The organism is Methanolobus zinderi, assembly GCF_013388255.1.
Taxonomy (GTDB): Archaea; Halobacteriota; Methanosarcinia; order Methanosarcinales; family Methanosarcinaceae; genus Methanolobus; species Methanolobus zinderi.
Genome location: NZ_CP058215.1, coordinates 2,522,897 through 2,541,555, shown reverse-complemented (window position 1 = coordinate 2,541,555; position 18,659 = coordinate 2,522,897). Strand labels below are relative to the sequence as shown.

22 protein-coding genes are annotated in these 18,659 nt (G+C 44.6%); 14 read left to right on the top strand and 8 right to left on the bottom strand.

Going from position 1 to position 18,659, the window contains the following annotated elements:
* The first annotated feature begins 47 nt into the window (after window positions 1-47).
* On the top strand, window positions 48-1,364 hold the full coding sequence (gene kamA, locus HWN40_RS12610) for a lysine 2,3-aminomutase (RefSeq protein ID WP_176966062.1): 1,317 nt from the start codon (window positions 48-50) through the stop codon (window positions 1,362-1,364).
* On the top strand, window positions 1,354-2,187 hold the full coding sequence (gene ablB, locus HWN40_RS12605) for a putative beta-lysine N-acetyltransferase (protein ID WP_176966061.1): 834 nt from the start codon (window positions 1,354-1,356) through the stop codon (window positions 2,185-2,187). Before kamA ends, ablB begins: the two co-directional genes overlap by 11 nt.
* Before the next feature lie 33 nt (window positions 2,188-2,220).
* Here ablB and HWN40_RS12600 read toward each other — a convergent pair whose 3' ends face one another.
* Window positions 2,221-2,664 (bottom strand): Lrp/AsnC family transcriptional regulator, encoded by a 444-nt coding sequence (locus HWN40_RS12600; RefSeq protein ID WP_176966060.1) that lies wholly within the window; start codon window positions 2,662-2,664, stop codon window positions 2,221-2,223.
* Window positions 2,665-2,836: 172 nt separating this feature from the next.
* Here HWN40_RS12600 and HWN40_RS12595 point away from each other — a divergent pair, with 172 nt between their 5' ends.
* From HWN40_RS12595 to HWN40_RS12585, 3 genes are all read left to right on the top strand, one after another.
* Window positions 2,837-3,316 (top strand): 3-isopropylmalate dehydratase small subunit, encoded by a 480-nt coding sequence (locus tag HWN40_RS12595; RefSeq protein ID WP_176966059.1) that lies wholly within the window; start codon window positions 2,837-2,839, stop codon window positions 3,314-3,316.
* 45 nt (window positions 3,317-3,361) lie between these two features.
* Window positions 3,362-4,489 (top strand): isocitrate/isopropylmalate dehydrogenase family protein, encoded by a 1,128-nt coding sequence (locus tag HWN40_RS12590; protein ID WP_176966058.1) that lies wholly within the window; start codon window positions 3,362-3,364, stop codon window positions 4,487-4,489.
* Between the two features lie 260 nt (window positions 4,490-4,749).
* Window positions 4,750-5,046, top strand: coding sequence for a hypothetical protein (locus HWN40_RS12585; RefSeq protein ID WP_176966057.1), 297 nt, complete (start codon window positions 4,750-4,752; stop codon window positions 5,044-5,046).
* 41 nt (window positions 5,047-5,087) lie between these two features.
* Here the strand turns inward: HWN40_RS12585 and pyrH are convergent, their stop codons facing one another.
* The 4 genes from pyrH to HWN40_RS12565 form a co-directional block, all read right to left on the bottom strand.
* Window positions 5,088-5,792, bottom strand: a complete 705-nt coding sequence (gene pyrH / locus HWN40_RS12580; protein WP_176966056.1) for a UMP kinase — start codon at window positions 5,790-5,792, stop codon at window positions 5,088-5,090.
* Between the two features lie 12 nt (window positions 5,793-5,804).
* Window positions 5,805-6,539, bottom strand: coding sequence for a hypothetical protein (locus HWN40_RS12575; RefSeq protein WP_176966055.1), 735 nt, complete (start codon window positions 6,537-6,539; stop codon window positions 5,805-5,807).
* Window positions 6,540-6,551: 12 nt separating this feature from the next.
* Window positions 6,552-7,583 carry an aspartate-semialdehyde dehydrogenase gene (gene asd, locus HWN40_RS12570; protein ID WP_176966054.1) on the bottom strand — a complete coding sequence of 344 codons (1,032 nt, stop codon included), beginning with the start codon at window positions 7,581-7,583 and terminating at the stop codon, window positions 6,552-6,554.
* Window positions 7,584-7,648: 65 nt separating this feature from the next.
* Window positions 7,649-7,825 carry a 4Fe-4S binding protein gene (locus HWN40_RS12565; protein WP_176966053.1) on the bottom strand — a complete coding sequence of 59 codons (177 nt, stop codon included), beginning with the start codon at window positions 7,823-7,825 and terminating at the stop codon, window positions 7,649-7,651.
* Between the two features lie 276 nt (window positions 7,826-8,101).
* On the opposite strand from HWN40_RS12565, the gene HWN40_RS12560 reads away from it, so the two are divergent.
* The 7 genes from HWN40_RS12560 (at window position 8,102) to HWN40_RS12530 (ending at window position 14,999) form a co-directional block, all read left to right on the top strand.
* Entirely contained in the window at window positions 8,102-8,752 is a 651-nt protein-coding gene (locus HWN40_RS12560; protein ID WP_176966052.1) for a type IV pilin N-terminal domain-containing protein, read from the top strand.
* Window positions 8,753-8,798: 46 nt separating this feature from the next.
* Window positions 8,799-10,988: an ATP-dependent DNA helicase gene (locus HWN40_RS12555; protein ID WP_176966051.1), complete on the top strand. Its 2,190-nt coding sequence runs from the start codon at window positions 8,799-8,801 to the stop codon at window positions 10,986-10,988.
* Between the two features lie 89 nt (window positions 10,989-11,077).
* Window positions 11,078-11,512 carry a GerW family sporulation protein gene (locus tag HWN40_RS12550; RefSeq protein ID WP_176966050.1) on the top strand — a complete coding sequence of 145 codons (435 nt, stop codon included), beginning with the start codon at window positions 11,078-11,080 and terminating at the stop codon, window positions 11,510-11,512.
* Between the two features lie 51 nt (window positions 11,513-11,563).
* Entirely contained in the window at window positions 11,564-12,283 is a 720-nt protein-coding gene (locus tag HWN40_RS12545; RefSeq protein WP_176966049.1) for a DUF2953 domain-containing protein, read from the top strand.
* A gap of 49 nt (window positions 12,284-12,332) precedes the next feature.
* Window positions 12,333-13,292, top strand: coding sequence for a beta-ribofuranosylaminobenzene 5'-phosphate synthase (locus HWN40_RS12540; protein WP_176966048.1), 960 nt, complete (start codon window positions 12,333-12,335; stop codon window positions 13,290-13,292).
* Entirely contained in the window at window positions 13,270-14,304 is a 1,035-nt protein-coding gene (locus tag HWN40_RS12535) for an NOP5/NOP56 family protein (RefSeq protein ID WP_246275920.1), read from the top strand. The genes HWN40_RS12540 and HWN40_RS12535 overlap by 23 nt, the downstream gene beginning before the upstream one ends.
* Window positions 14,301-14,999, top strand: a complete 699-nt coding sequence (locus HWN40_RS12530) for a fibrillarin-like rRNA/tRNA 2'-O-methyltransferase (RefSeq protein ID WP_176966418.1) — start codon at window positions 14,301-14,303, stop codon at window positions 14,997-14,999. Before HWN40_RS12535 ends, HWN40_RS12530 begins: the two co-directional genes overlap by 4 nt.
* 303 nt (window positions 15,000-15,302) lie before the next feature.
* Here HWN40_RS12530 and HWN40_RS12525 read toward each other — a convergent pair whose 3' ends face one another.
* On the bottom strand, window positions 15,303-15,896 hold the full coding sequence (locus HWN40_RS12525) for a hypothetical protein (RefSeq protein ID WP_176966047.1): 594 nt from the start codon (window positions 15,894-15,896) through the stop codon (window positions 15,303-15,305).
* Window positions 15,897-15,959: 63 nt separating this feature from the next.
* Window positions 15,960-16,787 carry a hypothetical protein gene (locus HWN40_RS12520; protein ID WP_218165472.1) on the bottom strand — a complete coding sequence of 276 codons (828 nt, stop codon included), beginning with the start codon at window positions 16,785-16,787 and terminating at the stop codon, window positions 15,960-15,962.
* A 138-nt stretch (window positions 16,788-16,925) separates the two neighbouring features.
* On the opposite strand from HWN40_RS12520, the gene HWN40_RS12515 reads away from it, so the two are divergent.
* Window positions 16,926-17,231, top strand: a complete 306-nt coding sequence (locus HWN40_RS12515) for a nucleotidyltransferase family protein (RefSeq protein ID WP_176966045.1) — start codon at window positions 16,926-16,928, stop codon at window positions 17,229-17,231.
* Between the two features lie 126 nt (window positions 17,232-17,357).
* Here the strand turns inward: HWN40_RS12515 and HWN40_RS12510 are convergent, their stop codons facing one another.
* Entirely contained in the window at window positions 17,358-18,041 is a 684-nt protein-coding gene (locus HWN40_RS12510; RefSeq protein WP_176966044.1) for an SAM-dependent methyltransferase, read from the bottom strand.
* Between the two features lie 106 nt (window positions 18,042-18,147).
* On the opposite strand from HWN40_RS12510, the gene HWN40_RS12505 reads away from it, so the two are divergent.
* Window positions 18,148-18,636 (top strand): small multi-drug export protein, encoded by a 489-nt coding sequence (locus tag HWN40_RS12505; protein WP_176966043.1) that lies wholly within the window; start codon window positions 18,148-18,150, stop codon window positions 18,634-18,636.
* The last annotated feature ends 23 nt before the right edge of the window (window positions 18,637-18,659 follow it).

Genomic DNA, 18,659 nt, shown 5'->3' with positions numbered 1-18,659 from the left:
TATTTGAATCTTAAAAATATATTTTTCAACTTTTCGATCGTGATTCGATGAAAGCCCATTTAGTTAGACAAAAAAACATTGCCGAGAAGATAAGCCCTGAAGTTGCGATTTCCAACTGGAAGGACTGGAAATGGCAGATCAGGCATTGTGTAAATGATATTGATACTTTTGAAACACTTCTGGATATCAAATTCGATCCGGAAGAGAGAAAATCCCTGGAAGAAACACTTGAAAAGTTTCCGCTTTCCATAACTCCCTATTATCTGTCACTTATTCAGGCCGATGACCTGAAGAATGATCCGATATTCATGCAGGCCTTCCCTTCACCAAGTGAGCTGATATTATCGAAAGACGACATGCATGATCCTCTTTCAGAGGATTCTGACAGCCCCGTGCCCGGGATCACACACAGGTATCCCGACAGAGTGCTGTTCCATATAAGTAATGTCTGTTCCATGTACTGCAGACACTGTACCAGAAAGAGAAAGGTCGGTGATGTGGATTCCGTTCCCGGAAAGGAAGAAGTGCAGAAAGGACTTGACTACATAGCCAACCATCCTGAGGTAAGGGATGTACTGCTTTCCGGCGGGGACCCGTTCATGCTCTCGGACGAGTATCTTGACTGGATACTTACGGAACTGCGTGCAATCCCGCATGTTGAGGTCATAAGGATTGGTTCGAGGATGCCGGTAGTACTTCCGTACCGTATAACCGATGAACTTGTGAATGTACTGAAAAAGCATCATCCTGTATGGGTAAACACCCATTTCAATCATCCGCGTGAAGTAACCAAATCATCAAGGGAAGCTCTGCGAAAACTTGCTGATGCCGGGATTCCCCTTGGTAACCAGACAGTACTGCTCTCAGGAGTCAATGACTGTTACAGGATTCTGAAGAGGCTGTTCCACAAACTTGTAGAGAACAGGGTAAGACCATATTACCTTTACCAGTGTGACCTGTCGGAGGGTCTTACACACTTCAGGACCTCTGTAGGAAAGGGTATTGAGATCATGGAACACCTAGTAGGTCATACCAGTGGTTTTGCCATACCTACATATGTAATAGATGCTCCGGAAGGCGGAGGAAAGATTCCAATACTGCCGACATATATGATATCAAGGTCCACGAACAGGGTGATTCTCAGGAACTACGAGGGTGTTATTACCTCCTATAAAGAGCCTGAAGACTATAAACCAGTATACTGCAGCCGTGAATGTGATGACTGCAGTCTGCAGCTCAAACTTGATGATGCATCGGAATACAAGTCAGTGGGTATTGCAAAACTGCTTGTGGACCACGACGAAACCTTAAGTCTGGTTCCCGGCGAAACAGAAAGACTGGAGAGAAGGGACAGTGAAGGATAAAGTGGAAACTGTAGGTGAATCTGCGATACAGCACGGCAGTTTCAACGACAGGATCTACCTGATGCATCTCTCTCCAGCTGATCATGGTTCCATCCTTGAAGACCTGGAGAGTATTGCACAGAAGAATGATTATTCCAAGATATTTGCTAAAATCCCCTCCTCACAGAAGGAGGATTTTCTCTCTTTCGGATACAGGGAGGAAGCATTTGTACCAGGTTTCTTCGATGGCAAGGAAGATGCCAGCTTCATGTGTAAATACTTCACAAGGTCCCGGATGGTCGACGAGGATGCAAAGGTCAATAAGGAAGTACTTGAGACAGCTCTCTCAAAGGACAGCAAAGATGAGTCCTTCCGACTTGACAATGATGCCTCCTGCACGCTCTGTACTGAGGAGGATGTGGAGCGCATGGCAGAGATATACAACGAGGTCTTTGCCACCTATCCTTTCCCCATTCACGACCCATCCTACCTGCTCAAGACCATGTCCGATAATGTAGTTTACTTCTGTATCAAGGAAGATGACCGGATAGTAGCTCTGGCGTCATCTGAAATGGATATTGAGAATAATAATGTGGAAATGACTGACTTTGCAACACTTCTGGAGTGTCGTGGGAAGGGTTATTCCCAGTACCTTCTGGGCTATATGGAAAAAGAGATGGCCGAGAGAGGTGTGCTCACAGCTTATACCATTGCCAGGGCAGGGTCTTTTGGTATGAATATAGTGTTTTCAAGGAATTCCTACCGGTATGCGGGAACTCTTGTCAAGAATACGAATATCGGCGGCAAGCTTGAAAGCATGAATATCTGGTACAAGAGCCTTTGATTCAGGCTGGCCGGTTCAGAAAGAACAAATCACTTACACGTTGTAGATGGTATCCTTGATATTTTTGGTTACTATCTCAACGCTGTAATTGTGGACAGGCAGCTCTGTGAGGAGTTTTTCATTGATAAAGTTTGTCAGATCCTCATCATCATCAAAAAGGCCGAAGGCTTTGATAGAATACTGGCCTGTGGTCTGATATATCCTGGTAAACTCTTCCATTGAAAGCAGTTTGTTTATACCTGCCTTCATTTTTTTTGGTTCCATCTCAAGGTTGAATATTGCAAATGTATTCTTACCGAACTTTTTAGGGTTGAGCAGGACCACATAGTTCTTGATATAGCCCTCTTCTTCCAGCTTATCAAGCCGGTACCTGACACCGTTCTCACTGAGGCCTACCTGCTTTGCTATTTCAGAAACCGGAGTGCGCGCTCCTTCCTGCAGTATAGAGAGGATCAGAATATCTTTTTTGCTTACCATTGATATAAATTAAAGACCGTCGAAGCTATTAAGATTTTTCTGGTGGTTTATACAAAGTAGTTGCTATTGTAAATCGCAGAGTAGTATTATTTCCAGTAGTATTATTTAGGATGATTGTATCTATGGTATTCAACTTAATCGATAATCCAAATAATTGATATCCGGTGTTAATATGAAAGGAAGAGTCTGGAAATTCGGAGATGACGTAGATACGGATGCTGTTATCCCTGGCAGGTACCTTATTCTCAACACGCCTGAAGAACTTGCTGAACACGCTTTTGAAGGTGTCAGACCGGAGTTCGCCAAGCAGGTAGAAGAAGGCGACATAATTGTCGCAGGTAATAATTTCGGTTGCGGTTCCTCAAGGGAGCATGCTCCGATCGCACTTAAAGGCACAAAGATAAGCTGTGTGATTGCAAAATCCTTTGCACGTATCTTCTTCAGGAACTCCATCAACATTGGCGTGGCACTTCTCGAATGCCCCGATACCGATAAGATATCCGATGGCGATGAGCTTGAGGTTGATTTTGCAACAGGTGTTATCACGAACCTGACAAAAGATGAGAAATACCAGGCAACACCTCTGCCTGAGTTCGTCAGGGGTATCATGGATGCCGGCGGTCTCATAGAGTATACCCGCAGAATTATCTGAAATCTGCTTCACACTTGATAAATATCACTATAACAGGAGAATAACATGACCCAGTATAAAGTACCCGTAATACCCGGAGACGGTATCGGACCAGAGATCATTGCAGAAGGTCGCAAGGTCATCGATGCTGCAGGTGAGAGATTCGGTTTTGACGTAGAGTGGGAGGAGTTTCCACACGGTGCTGACCATTATCTTGAGACAGGTGAGCTTATTTCAGAAGATTCACTGAAGGAACTTTCACAGTATTCCGCTATTTACCTTGGTTCGATCGGAGATGACAGGATCGCACCGGGGGTACTGGAGAAAGGTATCCTGCTTGCTGCAAGGTTCTATTTCGACCAGTACGTAAACCTGCGTCCGATCAAGCTTCTGGATGGCGTATGGTGTCCACTCAAGGATAAGACTCCCGAGGACATCGATTTTGTTGTCGTCAGGGAGAACACAGAGGACTTCTATATCGGTATAGGCGGACGTGCAAAGTCAGGTACAAGTAAGGACCTTCTTGAGGTTCACAGGTCACTTTACAATGCAAAGTTCGGTCTTGACATCGAGACTGACAGTGAGGAGATCGGATACCAGATAGGTATGATCTCAAAGGAAGGCACACAGAGAGTAATGGAATACTCTTTCGATCTTGCTGAAAATAGGAATAAACATGTTTCATCAGTTGACAAGGCAAATGTCCTCTCAGACATATACGGATTCTGGAGAGAGGAGTTCAATGCAGTTGCAGAAAAGCATCCTGATGTAAAGACAGACTTCAACTTTGTCGATGCTATCACAATGTGGTTCGTGAAGAATCCTGAGTGGTTCGATGTTGTCGTGACCCCTAACATGTTCGGAGATATCATTACCGATCTTGGTGCAATGGTGCAGGGCGGACTCGGACTGGCTCCGGGAGGAAACATCAACCCTGAGGGAACCAGTATGTTCGAGCCTATCCACGGTTCAGCTCCGAAGTACAAGGGTCAGAACAAGGTCAACCCCATAGCAACCATCTGGGCAGGTGCCATGATGATCGAGCAGCTTGGTGAAAAGGAAGCTGCAGATGCTATCGTGTCCGCGATCGAGACCAATATCCGTGAAGCAAAGGTCCAGACCTACGATATGGGTGGCTCCGCAGGTACATCCGATGTGGGTGACGATATTGCCAGGATAGTCCTGGGCAAATAATCCTTTTATTTTTGCATCCTCAGGGATGCATTTCTGTTTTTTTTTTTCTTGGTTTTTACTTTCTGGTTCTATTTCTATAATCCGTATGCTGTTTCTGTTTTTATCTCATAATGATGATTAGGATTATATTCAAAAATATAGAAATAGTTATATAGCCAGGAGTGAAGTTTTCATTAGTTAAGATTATACAAAGCCGGACTCACGGCCAGATAAAGGTGAAAATATCTGTCCTTTTTGTTCCGGAAGGAAGTGTTAGCTGTATGGCCAGATCAATTGAAGACCTCGAAAAAGACCTCAACACTATGAACGAGATGTTCCGCAAGTATGTGAAATTATCATCACACTACCAGAAACAGATAGATAACGCGGATATCCCTGAAGAGCAGCGCAATGCTCTGCTGGAAAAGCTTGAAGAGGAGAATGAGAAAGTTCAGCAGGCAAAGCTCCAGATCGAGAAGTTCGAGCAGACCATCCAGGCTCTGAAGCAGTCCAGAGCAAAACTAAAGGACGTAAGCTCCAGGGATGACAAAGTGGATTACCTGGTCGCCTACAATTAAAACAAAAAATTGATCTAAGTTTTCACGCCATGCAGTAAACTTCAACCTTTGATGCGGGTTCCCAGGTGAACCTTGCTCAGAGGTTCTGTTTTCAGACTTTCCTGCATGATGACCTGCCGGACGTTGCTGGCATTGGTGCCATCCATTACTATTGTTTCAAGATTGCAGCGCTCGATGATCTTTGCAGCCAGTGGGTCCACAGGTGATTTGGAACCTGCTTTCATCTCGGTGGCTATTACAGTGTTGACAAGCTCTTTGCATGTCATGGTATCGTATTTCTTTGCATCGGGGTGCTCTCTCGGGTCTGCGGTATAAACACCATCCACTGCAGTTGCGATTACAAGCATGTCAGCACTCATGTACTCTGCGAGTATGGCTGCAACCGCATCCGTTGTCTGGCCCGGGATAACTCCTCCCATAACGATAATTTTACCGGATGTAAAAGCATCTCTTGCCTCTACATAGTCAAGAGGTGGTCTTGGATATGCATCATCACCGAGTGCCGATATCAGCAGTTTTGCATTCAGTCTGGTGATGTCTATACCAATGTAGTCGCATTCGACCTCATTCGAACCTGTGCTGCGTGCGACATTTATGTAATCCCTTGCAGCAACACCGCCGCCTGTTACAACTATTATATCGTGCTCTTTTGAGATTTCCCTGAGTGCATCGGCATATGCCAGAAAACTTTCAGGCTTCAGTTCCTTTGCCAGAATTGATCCGCCTACTGATAAAATAATTAACATAATAATCACTGCTTAACGCTGTCTTTGGCTTAAAAGTATCGCCACGGCTCCAAGGGCTATCAGGCCGGCTAGTGAACTGAAACCCGGGATTATGGTTGATATGTCTAAAGGATCAATGTCAGATCCCATTTTCTCGCTGTGAAGTATTCCTCCGTTATACAGCCCTGACAATCTGGCCACATCCCCGATTTCCTGATCGGTTGATCCGTAAAAATATATTTTGATGTGGTCTTCGGTGGAGTTATCCATAAGCACTAATGTATAACGGCTCATTGAGGAGTCTATACTGCTAAGTTCCCCGGTTACTGTGACATACTTTCCGTTATAGTATGAAGGATCGGAGTTGATGCTGGAAATATTGACTTCTCCCATGTCCTGTATCGGATAGTGCAGAACATAGCTGGGATACATGATATCATCTTCTATGGGATCATGCATGAACTCGCCTGTGATCATGGCCTGTTCACCGCCCTCAAAACCGTCGAACAACTCTGATTTTGTCGTATCTATCTTCAGAGAATAATCATCTTCCGTGAGCACAGCGGATTGTTTCCCGATTTCGGAAAGATTGCCGATGACACTTATCTTACGATATGCCATCGTGCTGTCATAAACAGTGGGATCTTCCATGATCTTTGAGAGGGGGATGATCTCAAGTTCGAACATGGAAGCGCTTGCAAAAGTGGCAGTACATGTGAGTAAGAGCAAAGTGATTGTTGCCAGTTTCAGTGTACTGCCGTTTTTCAATATATCACCTTATCAGAGTTTGCCCATCTTGTGGAGAAGCTCGGCGTTAAGAACACTTGCGCCTGCTGCACCGCGGATGGTGTTGTGTCCCATTGCGGTATAACGGATACCTTCTCTGATCCTTCCGACAGATACACTCATACCATTGCCCATGTTCCTGTCAAGGCGGGGCTGTGGTCTGTCTGCCTCTTCCCTGACTATGATTACCTCTTCGGGCTCAGTCGGGAGGTCTCCAAGGTCCGGCTTGAAGTTGAGGAATGCCTCTTTAACCTGTTCAGGGCTTGGCTTATCTGCCATTTTTGCCCAGATCGATTCGGTATGACCATCCATTACCGGAACCCTGTTACAGGATGCACTGATGTCTATGTCTGCAAAGGTGATCTCTGAACCATCGAACTCACCGAGAAGTTTCAGTGGTTCTGTTTCCATCTTCTCCTCTTCACCGCCGATGTAAGGGACGATATTATCAAGTATTGCCATTGAAGAGACACCATTGTAACCTGCACCGGAGACTGCCTGCATAGTGGCCACCTGGACTGCTTCAAGGCCGAACTGCATGAGTGGTTTGAGTGTCGGGACCATGATAATGGTAGAACAGTTGGGGTTTGTTACTATGTAACCGTCCCATCCACGATTGTCCTGCTGTACATCTATGAGTCCCAGATGATCTGCATTGACCTCGGGGACCACGAGCGGTACATCTTCTGCCGTTCTGAATGCGGATGCATTACTTGCAACTGCAAATCCTTCTTTGGCAAACTCAGCCTCTACGGTTTTAGCATAGTCTGATGGAAGTGCTGAGAATACAACATCCGCATCCACCTTTTTGGGATCAACCGGGACAACTTCCATATCCCTTACATTGTCGGGGATGTTGCTCTCGAGTCTCCAGTTAGCTGCTTTTCCGTATGTTTTCCCTGCACTTCTTTCAGATGCTGCAAGGGATGTGACTTCGAACCAGGGGTGATTCTCCAGTGCCTGTATGAATCTCTGTCCTACCGCACCGGTAGCACCCAAGACACCTGCTTTGATTGATTCTGACATAGATCTTCCTCGAAAAATAAGAAAAAAGAATTTAAAAATAGAACGCCCCGGAATAAACCAATGGGTTATTCCATGGCTATTGCGTCTGTCGGGCACACATCGACACATGCACCGCAGTCCAGACACTCACCTGCGTCTACTACTGCAATGTTGTCGCCGTTCATAGCGATTGCCTCTGCCGGGCATTCATCTACGCATGTTCCGCAACCGACACATTCGCTGACAGTAATAATTGCTACCATTTTACTTTTCTCCTTATTGTTTGACTGATGTGGCGTATTATATTAATATCCACTATATTAGTAATGAACTACACTCTATCATTACATAAGTGAAATAAAAAGTTATCGTTGTCTGTCTAAATAAAGATAACATCTCCATGTTTTCTCTATTTCTCTGAAGGTCCGGTTTTTTGTTCTGCACATAGTCCTTTCTTTGTTCTGAATAGATTTGTTCAATAGAAAAATATATTATTTTAATTAAGCAAAATTTATGTAGTTCCGTATTAACTGCATACTATGCAAAAAAGATTCTCTCCTATTTTCGTATTTGCTGATAGTGGCATATCGCCTGTAATCGGTGTCATACTCATGCTGCTCCTCACTATCCTGCTTGCAGGAATAACTGTTACTTCTGTATATGGTGATGGCTTTTCAGATTCCCTGAGCAAGGCTCCGATGGCAGTTATCGAGGTGGAGAGTGTGGAGGGCGGCGTACCGATGCCGAATCATTACGGTTATGATCAAAACTACGTGATACTTATTCACAAAGGCGGTGATTCCTTACAAACAGCTTCTACAAAAATAACAATTGGCGGTGAAGGCAATGCTTACATTGGAATTGTTGGTAATGGAAATCAACCTATGGATGGTGAAGTTTTAATTACTTATGATGATCTCACAACCGATAGAAAAAATCCTCCATACGCTTCACATAACCCGGATATTCTTGATGGTATCTGGTCTGCAGGAGAAAAACTTGTTCTGAATGGTAGGGATAGTGTGATCGGAAATGGTCCCACATCAGTACATGTTGTCCTCAACGGAATGACAAACACTTCTGACAATTACGGACTCAGGGAAAACAGCATAATCACGATTAAAATCTTTGACAGTAAGAGTGATAAGATCATTGCAGAGTTTGAGCATGAGGTCACCCCTGCACAGTAAATCACATCAAAACCGTTTAAGTAAGGTGAGCTCATAGGGGAGTGCAATGAGTGCTAAAAGCGGTTACATGAAATACTTCCCCAAGGACGCCTGCTATCCAAATCAGCAGGATGCCATGGATAAGATACATGCTGCACTGATGAATAAGGAAATAATTCTTTTTGAGGGTGCCTGTGGTACGGGTAAGACCCTCAGTGCCCTTGCTCCTGCCCTTCAGGTGGGCAAGCAGCTCCAGAAAACTGTGATCATCGCCACCAATGTGCACCAGCAGATGGTACAGTTCATCAACGAAGCCCGTGAAATAAAACAGGATAATGATGTGAAGGTAGCGGTGGTCAAGGGCAAGACCACCATGTGTCCCAACGGTGTGGACTATGATGAGTGTGCCCTTAAGAGGGAGAACACCTTCGAAGCGCTTGAACTGGAGCGGGAGATCGCCCTGAAGAAACAGGAGATGAAATCCGCAACAGAGAACTACAAGCGTTCCCGGGATCCTGCACTGGTGGCCCTGCGCGATGCCCTTTCAAAGGAACTGGAGGTCGCGGAAGAGAAGATAAGGGAAGTCAGGAACCGCTCCTGTAATCATTTATATGAAGTACTGCGCAGCGACAGCGAATCATTCAGGCAGTGGCTCTTTGCGGACGTACGCACTCCTGAAGAAGTCAATGACTATGCCTTCCAGAAAGGAATGTGTGGGTATGAGCTGCTAAAGCGTGAACTCAAACACGCTGATTTTGTGATCTGTAATTATCATCATGTCCTTAACAGTGATATTTTCATGACCGTCCTGAACTGGCTGGAAAAGGAGCCACAGGATGTAATAACTATCTTTGACGAGGCACACAACATAGAGGCTGCTGCAAGGTCGCATTCCTCGCTGACCATCACCGAGCACACCATCGAGAAAGCTATCTCCGAGATCGAGGCGAACATGGACCAGATGCCCGATGGTGGCTCTCATAATCTTTTCAAGATACTTCTCAATATCATCAAAGACACCTACAACGCCCGCTTCAAGTTCGGCGAGCGTGAGAGGATCGGTCGGAACTGGTACGACATGCGTATAAGTGATCCTTATGAGCGCAATGATATGGTAAGCGGGAAATTCCTCAGGCTTGCAAAAGAATCCGGATTCGGTGGTGAAGAGGAGATCCAGAAGACATTGTCCGAGGCAAGTGCCTTTGGAGCCATGCTTGATGAGAATTTCCGCGAGCAGTACAAGAAGGGTCTGAGCAAGGTACTGAAGCGCTCACACATCCGATATGTGGCGGACTTTATATCCTCATATCTGGTGCTTGCGAACAATCCCAATTATTATCCCATACTGAATGTAAGGCGGGATATGGATAACGAGATATACGGCCGTCTGGAGCTGTTCACCTGTATTCCGAAAAATGTCACAGAGCCCCTGCTGGACTCGGTATTCTCCGCCATACTCATGTCAGCCACCATGAGGCCCTTTGATATGATACGATCCACTCTTGGAATCGGAAGGGAGGTTCGTGAGATTGCCTACGGGACTTCTTTCCCGGAAGAGAAGCGTCTGACAATTGCAGTATCTGTCCCTCCTCTTTTTGCCAAGAGCAGGGATGATCCGCAGACCCTTCAAGCTGTGGAAGAGGTAATTTTCGATGCCGTGGAGAACAGCCAGGGTAATGTCATCATCTTTTTCCAGAGCTATTACGAGGCAAAGCGCTACTACAGTAAAATAGATGCCAATTTCAATATTCCTGTCTTCCTTGATGAGGTAGGCGTATCTTCACAGGAGGTCAGGGAGGATTTCTTCCGTATAGGTGAAGATGGTGGCAAGGCGGTGCTCATATCCTATCTCTGGGGTACCTTGAGCGAGGGCATAGACTACCGTGACGGAAGGGGAAGGACCGTGATTATCGTGGGTGTGGGCTATCCGGCTCTCAATGACCGGATGCATGCTGTTGAATCTGCCTATGACCACAGCTTCGGGTATGGTGCCGGATGGGAGTATGCGGTGCAGGTGCCTACAGTTCGTAAGATAAGACAGGCAATGGGAAGAGTGGTACGTTCACCAGTGGACTATGGTGTAAGGATATTACTGGACGGGCGTTATCTCACAGACGCACCTGCAAAATTCGGCAAGTTTTCGGTATTCGAGGCTTTCCCACCCGAGGAGCGAGAAGAGTTTATCGATGTGGAGCCTGAAAAGGTGAAGTATTCTCTGATGAACTTCTTCCAGGATAATGCAGAAGATTCCTATTAACGTTCTCAGGATTTTCAGATATGTTTTTTAATTATGAGAATCAATGATAAATGGGATTATGTAAATTGTCCTATTAAAGGGGTTATTGCATGGCAGTTGAAGAGATCATAAAAGATATTTCCGGTGAACTTGAAAGACTTGTGAACACAAAGACCGTAGTTGGAGATCCGGTAGTTTGCGGAGATACCACCATAATACCTGTGACGAAAGTTTCCTTTGGATTTGGAAGCGGAGGGGGCGAAGGCAAGAAAAAAGATGCTGAAGAAGGATTTGGTGGTGGCGGTGGTGCAGGTGCCAAGATCGAACCTATCGCATTCATAATAATGTCTCCCGATGGCGTGGAGCTTTTACCGATAACCGGCAAGGGTGGACTTGACAAGATCATGGACTCGGTTCCCGGAATGATAGAGAAGATGAAGTCCATGAAGTCAAAGAAAGATAAAGGCGAGGAAGCTGAAATCTACAGGGAACCCCAAAGCCCTGCTGAAGCTCAGGCCCAGTCCGAATCAAGTGCAAAGCTGTAAGAAGACGTGACCCGTCTTCTTTCCGATTACTGACATCTGTGTGGGGCAGTCATGGTTCTGGAAATTCTCATAGCTCTGCTGATACTATTGCTGCTGTTGATATTATTCGTATCTTTTCATGTGATGCTGGTACTTGACAAAAGAGGGGGAGAATTCCAGCATAAGATACGTATAAAATGGCTTTTTTTAAGCTATTCTGTGGATCCTGTGAAGCTTGCGGGAAAGGACAAATCCGGGAAAAAAAAGAAAACCAGCAAAGCAACTGAACCTCCGGCTGATAAGCCCAAAAAAGAGAAGAGTGAACCGCAGCCTGTTGAAGCAGAGAGGCAAAAAAAGGACGAATCTACTGTAAGTGCTGATCAAAAGAAGGAAGACAAAGAATCTGAAAGATGGTCGGTAAGCAATATAATCAAGATGCTCAGACTGCTTATAGTGCCCGTGATCAGGCTGGCAGAAGGGATACTCGGAGCAATTGATATCCACAAACTGAACCTTGATCTGAAGTTTGGTTTTGATGATCCGGCGGATACGGGTATGGTGGTTGGTTACCTGTATGCTTTAAGAGGATATCTGGAATATCAGTATGAAAGGGTCAGGCTTTACGCGGAGCCCAATTTTATAGAAATGATGCTTGATTTCCACATTATAGGTGATATCAAGTTCAGGATAGCCAGTTTAATCCCTGCTGTCATGAAATTTGTCTTCAACAGAAATGTACTGAGGCTTTCCTGGGCACTCATAAGAAAGAAGGATATTCCCGATCCTGCATGAGTCGAATGTGCTAATTGTTTAATAGTATGTTGAACTGATAGACATTAGCATGATCAGAATAACGTCTCCTTCCAGGTTACACCTTACACTCATCGACATGAATGCATCATGGGGCAGGATAGATGGTGGTGCAGGTATATCCCTGGAATCTCCTCATATTACAATTTCCGCAGAAAAATCCGATCAGATAGAGGTTGCAGGCGATTCTATTCTGAAGGAAAGGATGGAGGCCGCAGCCGGGAAAGTCCTTCCTGAAGGTGAAGGAATAAGAATTCTTATCGAAGAGGATATGTATTCCCACGTGGGTCTTGGATCGGGAACCCAGGCGTCCCTGTCCGCTGCTGCTGCTGTCAATGAGTTGTATGGTCTTGGGATGGGTGTCCGGGAGCTGGCCATTGCCGTGGGACGTGGCGGCACTTCAGGAATCGGCGTAGCGTCTTTTGAATCAGGTGGCTTTATCGTTGACGGTGGACATAAATTCAGCGAAAAAGGTTCTTTTTCCCCGTCCTCGGCAAGCAGGGCCGATCCCGCACCTGTACTATTCAGGCACGATTTGCCTGACTGGGACATCGTTCTTGCACTTCCTGACACTCAGGGTGCACATGATGCAAAGGAGGCCGATATTTTCCGCAAGGTATGTCCCATACCACTGAATGAGGTTCAGGAAGTATCTCATATGATCCTCATGAAAATGATGCCCGCCATAATTGAGGATGATATCGAGGCCTTCGGACGTGCTGTAAATCATATACAGACCCTGGGCTTTAAGAAACGTGAAGTACAGCTCCAGCGTCAGGCTGTAAGGGATGTGATCACCCTGATGCAGGAGTCCGGTGCATATGGTGCGGGTATGAGCTCTTTTGGTCCCGTTGTCTATGGAGTTGTGGACAGCAGGGAAGATGCAGCTTACATCATGGAAGATGTGCAGGACCATCTGGACAGGACCATCGGTGGCAGGGTGATGATAACCCAGGCAAACAATACTGGTGCGGACATCAGGAGGGTCTGAACTGGCTACTGAGTTCAATTCATGGTTTGGCAGTTTCACCCTGGACGCGGAGGGTGAAATCACAACTTACCAGCTCTTTGAAAAAGACCCGGAAATGCTGGCTCTGCGTGTTCTAGAATTGCAGGAGAGCGGTCAGACTATTCCGGATCTGAGGCAGCTTGCCCTGGATTGTGGTTTTGTGGATCTGGATGAGGATTATGATATACTGCTGAGGGATGTCTGTATCAGGGCAGCCAAGAGCCGTATCTCCGGCACAGATACAGATGATGTGCGAATTGTACATGCAGTGGAAGCTCTGGATGATATCGATAAGAATGTCAATGAGCTCAGCGAGCGCCTGCTGGAATGGTATGGTATGTACTTCCCTGAACTGGAGCTTACCGGAGAGCCGCTTGCAAGGTTTGTGATGGCTTTCGGATCACGTGGCAATGTGCCTGAAGATCATCAGCTTTTTGATAAGGCATCAAAGTCCATGGGTTCGGAACTTTCTTTTGCGGACGAGGAGCTGCTGAAGGCATTTGCATCCAATCTCTGTGGCCTGTACGATACCCGCAGGCAGATCGAAAGCTATATTGTTACAGGCATGGGTTCGCTTGCACCGAACCTGACGGATGTTGCAGGCGGACTGCTTGGAGCAAGGCTCATAAGCATTGCAGGAAGTCTGGAAAAACTTGCAGCTTTCCCTTCCAGCACGGTACAGGTAATAGGCGCCAACAGGGCGCTGTTCAAGCACCTGCGCTCGAACACACCATCCCCTAAGCATGGTATTATTTTCAACAACGTTATCATCAAGAACGCACCCTGGTGGCAGCGAGGAAAACTGGCAAGGGCTTTTGCGGCCAAGATCAGCCTTGCGGCAAGAACGGACTTTTATTCAGGTGAAAAGGATCCGTCAATCAAAGAACAGCTTGAGAAAAAACTCAGTGCTATCAGAAAGGCAAATCCGAATCCACCAAAGAAAAAATCAAAGCCAAAGGGTAAGGGAAGGAAAAAGAGAGGAGGTAGACGCTGATGTCTGTTGAAGAGATCAGTGACGGAATATTCGAGATCGACCTAGATGACAGGAAAAGCCTGGCAACCAGAAACCTCATGCCAGGTATCAGTGTCTACGGCGAGCGCCTGATAGAGGAAGAAGACGAAGAATACCGCCTCTGGGACCCAAAACGCAGTAAACTGGGTGCCATGGCTCTGAAGAAGTTCGAGATTCCGATAACTTACGATTCCACGGTACTCTATCTTGGAGCAGCCTCGGGCACAACCGTCAGCCATGTATCGGACATTCTCCGGGACGGCCTGGTCTATGCAGTGGAGTTCTCTCCGCGCACCATGCGCGACCTGCTGCAGCTCTGCGACCAGCGTCCGAACATCATCCCGATACTGGCCGACGCCAACAAACCCCAATCCTACGCCCACATAGTGGAAAAAGCGGATGTGATCTTCCAGGATGTGGCCCAGCCCAACCAGGCCGAGATCGCAGCAATCAATTCAAAGTATTTCTTAGAAGAACACGGCCACCTGATGCTCTCCATCAAGTCAAGGAGTATCGACACCACAGCCAGCCCCAAAAAGATATTCAAGGACGAGGTCCGCAAACTGGAAAACGTCTTTGGTGTGGAGTTTGAGGTGCTGCAGAGAAAAGAGCTCGATCCGTTCCACGAGGACCATCTGGGTCTGGTGGCGCGGATGTTTGTGGATGATGAGGAATGAAATTATTTTAAGGAATAAGGCTTTCAGGATTAGTTCCTGTGCTATCAGCCGCTGCAGGCGGCACGTTTCATTTAAGACATTGAATTGATTTCTATCTTCGATAACTCTTCAATTATCAGTCTCTTTTTCCCAAGATTGCCGTTCCTTTTTCAGATATTTTTCTGAATCTACATTTTTCCAGACTTCTTTATGTAAGCCACGAAGCTTATTTGTGTAATTTTCAGTCATTTTTATTTCAATATTGTTTTTATGTTTAATATTCTCTCAATTATGTATTTTGCTTCAAATGTTGTCATCCATAAATTATCTTGCAAAGTCAACTAATCTTTGAATAATATGTTCTTTCAATTCTATTGTGCTTTTCACTTTTTCCAATGGATAGGCAAAAGTTATAATGCATTTTGAGTTGTTGTAATGTCCAGATGGTATTTCATAAATTCTTGGTTTCGAGATATCATCGTTTAGTATGTTATTTTCTTCAGGATTTTCCACCCAGAACCATCTTTTAGATAACCAGCCTTCAAATTTAAAAGACTTCGGATTATGTGGAATGATGATGCCACAAACAATTAGTGGAACATTGTCATTCATTATTATATCTTTACAGCCACCTTCGTATCTTAAAAAGAGACTAATAAACAAAATCTCATTTGGACTCTTCTCATCAATTTCTGATTCAAGAGCATAAGCTCTGCAGAAATATGAGGGAATCCATGCTTCTGAATTCAGCAAAGATCTACTCTGCTCGTAGATGGCTGTATTCCCATTAAAAGTTGTGTAGCCTTCTTCACCAATCAATCGGTCACAATCTCTTAGTAAAGATGCAATCTCATGAAAAAAATCATTCATATTTTCAAAAGATTGGCTTAATTGCTGGCTGAAATCTATATTCTCCATGTTTTACTCCTTTATTATGGTATTGTATGAGTTTTGAGAATAATTTGTTAATATCATATTCTTCTATGTTTTATCTTTTCTATAATTGTACGATATTGAAGGAATACAGACTAAGAACCGATATCTCATGTCAATGTGGTCTTTAATTTCTGATGTATATGAATAACGTGGGAAATCAAAATTTATGGTAAAAACTCCACTAAACCTTGAAAGTTTCTTGGCCTGTAATACATCTTTGATATGTCTTATTATTCTGTTTTTTGTTTTATCTTCAAAATTGCAGTGTTCTGCTTTAGTTGCGATATGTTCTATTTTCCACCAGGGAAGCCAGTACAAGGGCAGTTCCATAGGTTTTTTATAATTTATTTCTTTAGCCTTTTTAATGAATTCACTAGCAGAGTCAGAAAGTGATTTTTGTGGTATGGTATCGTCGGCAGTTACATAGACCAAGGCTTTTGAAATAATCTCTTTACTTTCAAGCCCTGATAATTGCACATATAGCTGTTGTTCTTCAATTATTCTTAGTTCTCTTGCTAACTGATCTGTAACATCATCTACGTCATAGTCTGCTTCTGATGATTTTCCAGAGTTGTATTTTGCTTCTACAAGAATTAAAGTACATTTATTTTCAGGATGATCTAGGATGATTATAACATCAGGTTCTGTGCGTGTTCTTCCTGTTTTTATCATTGGCCAAAAAATGTATTTATCTGAAAAAACCGGTTCGATAATAGCCAATTTTTTTCCTTCATTAAAATGTATTGCTTCCTTTAGTACGCATTTTAATAATTCTTCGTAGTTCAAGAAAGAACAGCACCCAAGTATGTCTGATGTCAGAAGGTCTTCTGAATTTACAGTTGTCAGTTTGTTATTAATTTCTGAGAAGGTCATATTACTTCTTCTTTTGTTTTAGGAAATCTCATTAAATAAACAGTTTCAATAAATAAAAAATTATTGAAATGAAAGACAAACAACTTATACATATGAAAAATAACATATAAATCAAAAAAGACCTTTCCTGAGGTGACAATGCCAGCCAAAAAAGATGTTGAAACTTACAGAAGAAAACTTCATGAAATGCTACCGGAGTTGAAAGAGGAATACAATGTAAGTTACATAGGTCTGTTTGGGTCCTATGTGCATGGAGAGGATACACCGGAAAGTGATCTTGATGTGCTGGTTGAGTTCAGCAGGAATCCTACTATTTTCCGTTTCGTGAATCTTGAAAATTACCTTTCGGATAAGCTGGGAGTCAAAGTGGATCTTGTTATGAGAAGTGCACTGAAGCCAAACATCGGTAAATACATACTACGTGAAGTCGAAGCGCTAGTTTGAAGATAAAAAATTCTTTATTTTTAAGCCGGTACAAGCACCCGCCGCAGGCGGCACATTCCATTGCTTTGAACTGTATTAAAAAGAGAGTACACCCGTTGGAAACAAATTGAAGTTCAAAATTCTTGTTTAACACTTCAACATCTTCAACATCCTGTTCCCGCCTTTCTGAAACTCATACTTCACCTTCTCTTCACGAACAGAATATCCTTTGTCAGCAACATAATCTATCACTTCATCAACATGCAGAGAACGCCTTGAGTTCAGGTCAAGCAACGGGAATATCCTCACTTCGCCTGCAACCCTGAGCAGTTCATCAACCGCACTAAGATGAAACTCAAGGGACAATTGTTCCGAATACAGGAACAGCAGATGCGATACAAGTGCCATGTCAAAGGAACCGTCAGCAAACGGCAGCTCCGGCAGTTCTCCTGCAACATAGCGTCCTTGCTGTTTGCCAGCCTCAAAGTCATCAAGGAAAAGCTTCATGGATTCCATGCGAATTCTCCCCAGCTCTTCGACCGAGGAAATGTTCTCCCAGACGAACTTATCCTGATTTGCTTTGGTCTGCTCCAGTACTTCAACGTAGGTCCCATAGATTCTTTTTTCGATGGCATCCCTGTCAAAACTGTAGACAGGATCAACTGAAACAACCAATCTTCCCTGTTGTGTCATCTCGTAGTTAAAACTAGCAGGCCCGTCGCCACATCCGAGAATGGATCTGTTCAGATCTTCGTCACTGAGGTGGAACATATCAACGTACTCCCGGAACGAACGACCCCAGGGGACGATATTCTTGTATTTGACAGGCATGAGAAATTGATGTCTCCAATATCACATAAATCAGACGATACAGTCATCCAGTAAAGTTTCGAAGCCTGTAAGAAAATATATATGGTTAGAATCCAATCTCTGGATAATGATTGGACTAGAGTTGTTGGAAAGCTCCGAGGGCTTTGTTGCATATGCACTGGTGTTCATACTAGCAGCTATCCCATGGATAGAGATACTTCTTGTCATTCCGGTGGGAATTGCCATTGACCTCAACCCTCTGGCTGTTGCGGTACTGGCAGCCGTCGGGAATCTGGCAACTGTTTATCTATTGATATTTGCACATGATTCCCTGCATTCTTTCTGGCAAAAACTCAGACTAAACGGTAATGGTAAAAGGCCTGAGGGAAGAAAAAAGAGAGCAATGCATACGTGGGATTCTTATGGCCTGCCGGGTCTGGCAATGCTTGCACCCGTGGTTACAGGTACTCATCTTGCTGCACTCATTGCCCTTGGTCTTGGTTCCAGGCGTTATTCGGTAGCCCTGTGGCTGACCCTGAGCATTTTAATATGGACTGCGGTGGTAACTGCCGCTTCATATTACGGGATCGAGAGCCTGAAATGGCTATTTGGGTAGTGTGGTAAAGCAAAAAAAGAGAG

Bases quoted from the DNA above. Each gene is read 5' to 3' on its own strand.
- HWN40_RS12585 (WP_176966057.1), top strand. From the start codon at position 4,750: ATGGCCAGATCAATTGAAGACCTCGAAAAAGACCTCAACACTATGAAC.
- HWN40_RS12565 (WP_176966053.1), bottom strand. From the start codon at position 7,825: ATGGTAGCAATTATTACTGTCAGCGAATGTGTCGGTTGCGGAACATGC.
- HWN40_RS12600 (WP_176966060.1), bottom strand. From the start codon at position 2,664: ATGGTAAGCAAAAAAGATATTCTGATCCTCTCTATACTGCAGGAAGGA.
- HWN40_RS12525 (WP_176966047.1), bottom strand. From the start codon at position 15,896: ATGGAGAATATAGATTTCAGCCAGCAATTAAGCCAATCTTTTGAAAAT.
- HWN40_RS12540 (WP_176966048.1), top strand. From the start codon at position 12,333: ATGATCAGAATAACGTCTCCTTCCAGGTTACACCTTACACTCATCGAC.
- HWN40_RS12550 (WP_176966050.1), top strand. From the start codon at position 11,078: ATGGCAGTTGAAGAGATCATAAAAGATATTTCCGGTGAACTTGAAAGA.
- pyrH (WP_176966056.1), bottom strand. From the start codon at position 5,792: ATGTTAATTATTTTATCAGTAGGCGGATCAATTCTGGCAAAGGAACTG.
- HWN40_RS12515 (WP_176966045.1), top strand. From the start codon at position 16,926: ATGCCAGCCAAAAAAGATGTTGAAACTTACAGAAGAAAACTTCATGAA.
- HWN40_RS12505 (WP_176966043.1), top strand. From the start codon at position 18,148: ATGATTGGACTAGAGTTGTTGGAAAGCTCCGAGGGCTTTGTTGCATAT.
- HWN40_RS12595 (WP_176966059.1), top strand. From the start codon at position 2,837: ATGAAAGGAAGAGTCTGGAAATTCGGAGATGACGTAGATACGGATGCT.
- HWN40_RS12520 (WP_218165472.1), bottom strand. From the start codon at position 16,787: ATGACCTTCTCAGAAATTAATAACAAACTGACAACTGTAAATTCAGAA.
- kamA (WP_176966062.1), top strand. From the start codon at position 48: ATGAAAGCCCATTTAGTTAGACAAAAAAACATTGCCGAGAAGATAAGC.
- HWN40_RS12510 (WP_176966044.1), bottom strand. From the start codon at position 18,041: ATGCCTGTCAAATACAAGAATATCGTCCCCTGGGGTCGTTCGTTCCGG.
- HWN40_RS12545 (WP_176966049.1), top strand. From the start codon at position 11,564: ATGGTTCTGGAAATTCTCATAGCTCTGCTGATACTATTGCTGCTGTTG.
- asd (WP_176966054.1), bottom strand. From the start codon at position 7,583: ATGTCAGAATCAATCAAAGCAGGTGTCTTGGGTGCTACCGGTGCGGTA.
- HWN40_RS12560 (WP_176966052.1), top strand. From the start codon at position 8,102: ATGCAAAAAAGATTCTCTCCTATTTTCGTATTTGCTGATAGTGGCATA.
- HWN40_RS12590 (WP_176966058.1), top strand. From the start codon at position 3,362: ATGACCCAGTATAAAGTACCCGTAATACCCGGAGACGGTATCGGACCA.
- HWN40_RS12555 (WP_176966051.1), top strand. From the start codon at position 8,799: ATGAGTGCTAAAAGCGGTTACATGAAATACTTCCCCAAGGACGCCTGC.